Origin of the sequence: Rhodopseudomonas sp. BR0C11, assembly GCF_010820945.1 — a bacterium.
Taxonomy (GTDB): Bacteria; Pseudomonadota; Alphaproteobacteria; order Rhizobiales; family Xanthobacteraceae; genus Rhodopseudomonas; species Rhodopseudomonas palustris_H.
In genome coordinates this window covers 1-8395 of sequence record NZ_QTKI01000205.1, presented here as the reverse complement: position 1 = coordinate 8395, position 8395 = coordinate 1, and the positions used below count along the sequence as shown (strand labels likewise).

The following is an 8395-nucleotide window of genomic DNA, read 5'->3' as shown; positions in this document are numbered from 1 at the left end:
TTACGACGCCGTCCGGGACGGCTGGCGCGCGCGACGTGGTGGTGACAACAGCCGGCGGCTCGGCCACCTCGACCGGCGGCTTCACCTACATCGCCGGCCCGACCATCGGTTCGATTTCACCCAGTGCGGGCCCGACCGCTGGCGGCACCAGCGTCACCATCTCGGGCAGCAATCTGTCCGGTGTCACGAGCGTGACGGTCGGCGGCGCTGCGGCAACTCTGGGCGCCAACACGGCGACGTCGATCGTCATCACCACCCCGTCCGGAACGGCCGGGGCACGAGACGTCGTCGTCACCACGCCCGGTGGCGCTGCGACGTCGACCGGCGGCTTCACCTACGCGGCGGCGCCGACGATCAGCACGATCTCCCCGAACTCCGGTTCGACCGGAGGCGGCACATCGGTGACGATCAGCGGCACGAACCTGTCCGGAGTGACCGCGGTTACCATCGGCGGCGCATCCGCGGCCCTCGGCACCAATACTTCGACGTCGATCGTGGTGACGACACCGTCCGGCACGGCCGGAGCACGCGACGTTGTCCTGACCACCCCGGGCGGTTCGGTCACAGCAACCGGCGGGTTCACCTACATCCTGTCGCCGTCGATCAGCTCGATCTCGCCGAACGCCGGCCCGACGGCGGGCGGCACGTCGGTGACGATCACTGGCACCAATCTAGCCGGGGTCACCGGGGTGACGATCGGCGGCTCACCGGCCACAGTCGGCACCAATACGTCCACCTCGGTCGTCGTGACCACGCCGGCCGGCACAGCCGGGGCGCGCGACGTCGTCGTGACGACCGGTGGCGGCTCGGCCACGGCCACCGGCGGTTTCACCTACGCGGGCCCGCCAACGATCAGCACGATCTCCCCCAACTCCGGCTCGACCAGCGGCGGCACCTCCATCACTATCTCCGGCAACAATCTCGCCAACGTCATTTCGGTCAGCATCGGCGGCGCTGCTGCCTCGCTCGGCACGAACACGTCCACATCGATCGTGGTGACGACCCCGAGCGGCACGGCCGGCGCACGCGACGTCGTCGTGACAACCGCCGGCGGATCGGTGACATCCACCGGCGGCTTCACCTATGTGGCGCCCCCGACCATCAGCTCGATCTCGCCGAGCTCAGGCCCGGCCGCCGGCGGCACGTCGGTGACCATCACCGGCACCAACCTGTCCGGCGTCACCTCGGTGACGGTCGGCGGAGCGGCCGCGACCCTTGGAACGAACACCGCGACCTCGATCGCGATCACGACACCCGCCGGCACCTCGGGCGCTCGGGATGTCGTCGTCACCACCGCCGGCGGCCCGGTCACGTCGACTGGCGGTTTCACCTATATCGCGGCCGCGACGGTGACGGCGATCGCTCCCGCCGCGGGCCCGATCGGCGGCGGCACGTCGGTCACCATCACAGGGACGAACCTCACCGGGGCGACGGCCGTGACGATCGGCGGGGTTGCGGCCACGAGCGTCACTATCGTGAGTGCCACCACGATCACGGCGACCACGCCCGCTCACGCTGCGGGCAGCGTCGACGTCGTGGTGACGACGCCCGGCGGCACCGCGACCGGGACCGGGTTCTACAGCTACGTCACCGGTCCCAGCGTTACGTCGATCAGTCCGGCGAGCGGCCCCGGCGCGGGCGGCACCTCGGTGACGATCACCGGTAACAACCTCACCGGCGCTACCGCCGTCAGCTTCGGCGGCACCGCGGCCACCGCCGTGAGCGTGACCAGCGCCACCACCATCACCGCAACGACTCCTGCTCATGCCGCAGGCGTGGTCGACGTCACCGTGACGACACCGGGCGGCAGCGGTACCGGCGCCGGCTTATTCAGCTATATCGTCACCACGACAACCACGACCCTCACCTCGTCGCGCAACCCCAGCGAAGCGGGACAGCCCGTCAGCTTCACCGCGACGGTGACGGCGAGCGGCTCCGTCCCGACCGGCACCGTGACCTTCACCGACAGCGGCGTCACGATAGGCTCGGTCGCTTTGTCCGGCGGCAGCGCGACGCTCACCACCAGCAACCTGACGGTCGGCTCACATACCATTCTGGCCGCGTTCATCGGCAACGCCAGCTACTCCGCCAGTAGCTCGTCGCCGCTGCTGCAAGCCGTCAACACACCCCAGGACAGTCTCAAGCTGCGCGCCATGCAGATCATCGCGAGCAAGACCATCGCGCAGACCTCCGGCGCTGCCATCTCTGGGGCGATCGACTCTGCGATTTCCGAGGGGTTCAACGACGGCGGCGAGTTGGTCGCACCATCCGGCACGGGCCTCCGCTTCAACTTCACCGACGATCCGTCGCAGAGCCGAACCGGGGCGGCCGACAGCGCCGTCGAGAGCAGCTGGTCACGGTCATACGCCCGCGACAACGGGCCCGGCCGAAGCTTCGGATTCGGCATGGGCGATCCGACCGGGCCGGGACGAGGCCGATCCCGCTTTGACGACACCTTCGCGGCGATAGATCGCAAGGCCGACATCACAAAGGTACCCGCGAAGGCACAGGTCGAGCCGAAGGATTGGCTGATGTGGGCTGAGGTGAAAGCGGCCGGCATCGGGCAATGGAACGCCAGCAGCAGCAGCTCGGTGCTCAGCGGAAACCAGGTCAATGCATTGATCGGACTGACCCGGAAGCCGTCTCCGGACTTCCTGATCGGCCTCGTCGGTGGTTACGAGACCTTCGACTACAAGTCCGGTACGCTCGACGGCAGGCTCAAAGGCGATGGCTGGACGATCGGCTCCTACGCGGCGTGGCGATCCGCCGCCGGGCTGCGCTTCGACATCGCCGGCGCCTATTCGGGGATCGGTTACGACGGCTCGGCCGGAAGCGCCTTCGGCAGCTTCGATGGCCGGCGGTGGCTGGTGTCGGGCGGCATCACCGGCACCACGGAGGCGTTCGGCTTCGCGATCGAGCCATCGGCGAAGGTCTATGCGCTGTGGGAGCGCCAAAACGCCTACATCGATTCCCTTGGCACTCCGCAGGCCCAGCGCGAGTTCTTCACCGGGCGGGCATCGGCCGGCCTCAAGGTCAGTTATCCCTGGATCTACAGCGCGACGCTGACGCTCGCGCCCTACACCGGCGTGTTTGTCGACTACTACTTCCTCGGCGACAACGCGGAGACAATCACGCTCGCGGGCGGAGCGCCGCTGGCTTCGGTGCCGCTGATGGACGGCTGGTCGGCACGGTTGACCGGAGGCATCGCAGCGCGGTTCGGCAACGGCGCGGCGGTCGCGGTCGGCGGCGAACTCGGCGGCCTGGGCGGCACCGTCCAGATCTGGACGCTCCGCGGCCGGGCATCCGTGCCGTTCTGAGAGAGCCGGCCGCGCAGCAACAGCGGGCCTCAGCTAACTAACCGGCGGGAACCCGCTGCCGCGCATCGCCGGCCGTCGCCGCGACCAGCACCGAGACGCTCAGTAGCACGCCGGCGAGCAGGAACGGCGCGCCTGGCAATGCGAACGGCGCGTTTGCGCCGATGAAATACGCAAAGATCAGCGTGAACAGGAAAGGCCCGATCAATTCCGCGATACTCTTGACGCTGGTCATCGCGCCCTGCAGCTGGCCCTGCTGGTCGGCCGCCACCAGCCGAGTCATCATCCCGGAGGTCGCAGGGCCCGCGATTCCCCATAGCGTCATCACCGGAATGCCGATCCAGAACAGCGCGCCGGTCGGCGCCAGCGCGTAGATCAGAAAGCCGAGCGCCCCGCCGCCATAGCCGATAATCTGTGCGTTGCGTTCGCCGAGCCGCTTCAGCGCGGGACCAACCAGGCCGCCCTGCACGATTGCAGTGCAGACGCCGACGAAAGCGAGCGCCAGACCGATCTTGGTCTCGCTCCAGCCATATCGATAGCTCGTATACAACACGAAGGTCGCCGGAAGCGCGACATGGGCGACCTCGGCACAGAACTCCACCACTGCCATCGCGGCGAGCCGGCTGTTGGAGGCGAGCAGCCGCACCGCTCCGACCGGGTTGGCGGACTTCCAGCGGAACGGCGAGCGCCGCTCCGGCGGCAGCGACTCCGGCAGGACCAACAGACCATACAGCGCGTTGCACAGGCTCAGCCCGGCCGCGACCCAGAATGGTAGTCGCGGATCGACGCCGCCGAGCAGCCCGCCGATCGCCGGACCGATGATGAAACCGAGCCCGAACGCGGCGCCGACCTTGCCGAACACCGCAGCGCGCTTTTCCGCCGGCGTGACGTCGGCGATGTAGGCGAAAGCCGTCGAAATACTCGCCGAGGTGATACCGGAAATCACCCGGCCGAGAAACAGCCAGCCGAGCGACGGCGCCAGCGCCATCAGGATGTAGTCGAGCCCGAGGCCGAGATTGGACAGCAGGATCACCGGCCGGCGGCCGAAGCGATCGGACAACCCGCCGAGCACCGGCGACGCGACGAACTGCATCAGTGCCCAGGCAGTACCGAAGAGTCCGTAGATCCGCGCCGCGTCCGCGGTGTTGTCGTTGGAGAAGCTCTCGATCAGCTTCGGCAGGATCGGCAGGATCATGCCGATGCTCAGCATATCGAGCAGGATGGTGATGAAGATGAAACCGACGGCGGCGCGGCGCGGCCCGGTCATGCCGGGCACCGGCGGCTGCTGCGCTGTGGCTTCCTCGGTCATGACTTGCGTTTACGCTTGTGGGCGAACGGATTGGCCTTCTCGCGCAGCGTGATCCGCACCGGCGTGCCGGGCAGTTCGAACGCGCCGCGCAGGCTGTTCACGAGATAGCGCAAGTACGATTCCGGCACCGCATCGGCGCGCGAACAGAACACCACGAAGCTCGGCGGCCGCGCCTTGGTCTGGGTGACGTAGTTCAGCTTGAGGCGGCGGCCCGAGACTGCCGGCGGCGGGTTCTGCGAAGTCGCCTGCTCGAACCAGCGGTTCAGCGCCGCGGTCGGCACGCGCCTGTTCCACACCGCATAGGCATCCTGGATCGCCTGCATCAGGCGGTCGACGCCCTCGCCCAGCATGCCGGAGGTCGCGACGATCGGCACGCCCTTGATCTGCGGCAGCCAGTGGTCGGCATCGGCGCGAAGCTGCGCGATCTGGCCGCCCTGGCGCTCGATCAGGTCCCACTTGTTGACGGCGATCACCAGCGCCCTGCCCTCGCGTTCGACGAGGTCGGCGATCCGCAGATCCTGCTCCTCGAAGCGGTGCTGCGCGTCCATCATCAGTACCACGACTTCGGCAAAGCGCACCGCGCGCAGCGCATCCGCGACCGACAGCTTCTCCAGCTTCTCTTCGATCCGCGAACGGCGGCGCAGCCCGGCAGTATCGAACACGCGGAAGTCGCGGCCCTTCCATTCGACCTCGACGGCGATCGAGTCGCGGGTGGTGCCGGCTTCGGGGCTGGTCAGCAACCGCTCCTCGCCGAGCAGCCGGTTGATGAAGGTCGACTTGCCGGCGTTGGGACGACCGACGATCGCCACCCGGATCGGCCGCGTCGCGATCGCCTCTTCGCTCTGGTCGGCGAGTTCGTCGTCCTCCTCGTCCTCGACCGGTTCCGGCAGCAGCGGACGCAGCGCGTCGTAGAGTTCGCCCAGGCCCTCGCCGTGCTCGGCGGAGATCTGCACCGGATCGCCGAGGCCGAGTGCGTAGGATTCCATCGCGCCGACCTCGCCGTGCTTGCCCTCGCTCTTGTTGGCGACCAGCACCACCGGCTTGTTGGCGCGGCGGGCAAAGTCGGCAAAGGCGCGGTCGTTCGGGGTCAGACCGGCGCGGGCGTCGATCACGAACAACAGCGCATCGGCAAGCGCGATCGCGGTCTCGGTCTGCTCCTGCATCCGGGCGGTGAGCGAGCCCTTCGGCCCCTCGTCGAGGCCGGCGGTGTCGATCAGCGTGAAGCTGAGATCGCCGAGCCGGCCTTCGCCTTCACGGCGGTCACGGGTCACGCCTGGCGCGTCGTCGACCAGCGCCAGCTTTTGGCCGACGAGGCGATTGAACAGCGTCGATTTGCCGACGTTAGGCCGGCCGATAATTGCGAGGGTGAAAGACATGGCTGATCCGTCGCCGAGAAGCGGCGGCCTGTCAATGTCGCTCGGGTCAGACCTTCGAGGCCGAAGCCTGAATTAGCGCTGGAAGCTGCCGCTCGGCAGCGGCGCCGGGAAGGAAGGAGCCGTTCCGGAGGATTGCGACTGCGCCGGCGCCGGTGCGGAGGACTGATCGTCGGCCGGCGGGGCGGTGACGCGGCGGCGCGACTGCTTGGCCGGCTTCGGCGCCGGCGGCACGGCGGCGGCGCCGCCCTCTTCCTCGGCGGCCGGTTCGGCGGCGGGCTCAGCGGCCGGCGCAGCCGGGCGGCGCGCCGCGGAATTGTGCCGGCTCTTGGAACGGGCGGCGGGCTTCGGCTTCTCTTCAACCGGCGCAGGCGCGGCCTCGGCGGCGGCCTGCTGGCGCTGCTGCTGCTCGACCTCGTCTTTGTACAGGCTCTTCGGCACGCCCTGCTCGAGGCCCGGCACGCCTTCCGGAAACACCGGCTTCCGATCGCCGGCGAGCTTCTTCTTCTGATCCAGGAAGTCGAACATGTCGGTCGGATCGAAGCTGCTCATGCTGCCACAGCCGGCCAGAGCGCTGGACAGCGCGACCAGCACGGCGAGTGGAATCAGGCGGTGCGACAGGCGCATGGATTATCTCTCACAATCTTTGGTGTCGCGGTCGCTCGAACGACGTCAGCTCTTGGTCGCGGTGGGCGGCAGCAGCGCCTGCAGCACATCGGCCCGGCTGCGCAGGCTGCCGGGGGTTTCGGCGTCGGTGGTGATCTTGTCGATCCACTGCCGGGTCGCCGCCACGTTGTTGGCCCGCCACGCCGCCAGCGCCAGCAGTTCGCGCGCGGTATGACGGAAGGCGCCGTTGCCGGATGCCACCGGCTCGAGGCGCTGCACCAGATCGTTGTAGCTCGCGGTCTCCAGCACCAGGTTGGCGGCGCGGATGCTGGCGAGTTCACGGAACGGTGCCGCGAGGCTGCGATCGGCCGCGATCTCGTCGTAGCGCTTCACCGCGGCTTGCGGATCTCGCGTGCCGATCTCGGCCGCAGCCCGCAGGCGCGCCAGCGTGCGATAGCCGGCAGGCGCCGACGCCGCGATCTTGTCGAACGCAGCCTCCGCCTCGGTGTGCTTGTTCTGCTCGGCAAGGTCCGCAGCGGCGACGAAGGCCGCGCCGGCTTCGGCCGCCTTCTTGGCCTCGTAATATTCATAGCCGCGCCAGGCGCCGACCCCGACCACGATCAGGAGCGCCCCGCCGACGATAACGATCGAGTACTTGTCCCACAGCCTCTTGAGCCGCTCGCGACGCAGCTCCTCGTCGACTTCGTTAAATAATTCAGACACTTGGAGATTCTTCCTGTCCCGACAGCGCAACAGCCCAACAGGGCCGCCGCTAGCCCATCCCTCGCCGCCGCGCGGGCGATACCCTAGCGTTATGGCGCTGGCAAGGCAAAGCGAGCCGGATCAAGGGGATACCTTGACCGGCGCGCACGCCCTGGCGGTCGCCTCACGCCTTCGACTTCATCCCGTAAACATGCTCCGGCCCCGGAAAAGCCCGCGAGCGGACTTCCTCGGCGTAGCCCTTGATCGCGGCTTCGATGCCGGGGCCGAGGTCGCCATAGCGCTTGACGAATTTCGGCGGCTTCGGCGACAGGCCGAGCATGTCTTCGAGCACCAAGACCTGACCATCGCAGGCGGCGCTGGCGCCGATGCCGATAGTCGGGATCGAAATCATCTCTGTGATCTTGCGGCCGAGCGGTTCGGCGACGGCTTCCACCACCACCGAGAACGCGCCGGCATCGGCGACCGCCTTCGCGTCGGCCTCGATCGGCGCCCAGCTCCCCTCCTCGCGGCCCTGCGCGCGGAACGAGCCCAGCGTGTTGATCGACTGCGGCGTCAGGCCAATGTGGCCCATCACCGGAATGCCGCGCTCGGTGAGGAACCTGATCGTCTCCGCCATCCGCACGCCGCCTTCGAGCTTCACGGCGCCGCAGTGCGTCTCCTTGAGAATCCGCGCCGCAGAGTGGAAGGCCTGCTCCTTCGACGCTTCGTACGAACCGAACGGCATGTCGACCACGACCAGCGCGTGCTGCGAGCCGCGCATCACCGCATGGCCCTGCAGGATCATCATCTCGAGCGTCACCGGCACGGTGGTCTCGAAGCCGTGCATCACGTTGCCGAGCGAGTCCCCGACCAGAATGGCGTCGCAATAACGATCGACCAGCGAGGCGGTGTGCGCGTGATACGAGGTCAGCATCACGATCGGATCACCGCCCTTGCGCGCGCGGATGTCGGGAGCGGTCTTCCGCCGGATCGTCGATTGAACAGACATGCTTAGGCTCCGAACACGGACACGCCGATAACGTAGGGATGGAAGACGAAGGCGAGCGCCAGATACCGCCCGAAGACGGCGA

Annotated in this window: 6 protein-coding genes; 1 reads left to right on the top strand and 5 read right to left on the bottom strand. The window is 68.2% G+C overall.

Going from position 1 to position 8395, the window contains the following annotated elements; translation table 11 throughout:
- A partial coding sequence (locus DYI24_RS15980) for an IPT/TIG domain-containing protein (protein WP_164572993.1) occupies positions 1 to 3317 on the top strand: 3317 nt, incomplete at its 5' end.
- A gap of 37 nt (positions 3318 to 3354) precedes the next feature.
- Here DYI24_RS15980 and DYI24_RS15975 read toward each other — a convergent pair.
- The 5 genes from DYI24_RS15975 to panB all read right to left on the bottom strand — a co-directional run bounded on the left by DYI24_RS15975 (position 3355) and on the right by panB (position 8313).
- Positions 3355 to 4623, bottom strand: a complete 1269-nt coding sequence (locus DYI24_RS15975) for a TCR/Tet family MFS transporter (protein ID WP_164572992.1) — start codon at positions 4621 to 4623, stop codon at positions 3355 to 3357.
- Entirely contained in the window at positions 4620 to 5999 is a 1380-nt protein-coding gene (gene der, locus DYI24_RS15970; RefSeq protein ID WP_164572991.1) for a ribosome biogenesis GTPase Der, read from the bottom strand. The genes DYI24_RS15975 and der overlap by 4 nt, the downstream gene beginning before the upstream one ends.
- A gap of 72 nt (positions 6000 to 6071) precedes the next feature.
- The gene (locus tag DYI24_RS15965; protein ID WP_164572990.1) at positions 6072 to 6623 is read right to left on the bottom strand and encodes a hypothetical protein; all 552 of its coding nucleotides are present in this window, start codon (positions 6621 to 6623) and stop codon (positions 6072 to 6074) included.
- A 45-nt stretch (positions 6624 to 6668) separates the two neighbouring features.
- Positions 6669 to 7325: a tetratricopeptide repeat protein gene (locus tag DYI24_RS15960; RefSeq protein ID WP_164572989.1), complete on the bottom strand. Its 657-nt coding sequence runs from the start codon at positions 7323 to 7325 to the stop codon at positions 6669 to 6671.
- 163 nt (positions 7326 to 7488) lie between these two features.
- Positions 7489 to 8313, bottom strand: a complete 825-nt coding sequence (gene panB, locus DYI24_RS15955) for a 3-methyl-2-oxobutanoate hydroxymethyltransferase (RefSeq protein ID WP_164572988.1) — start codon at positions 8311 to 8313, stop codon at positions 7489 to 7491.
- Positions 8314 to 8395: the final 82 nt, after the last annotated feature.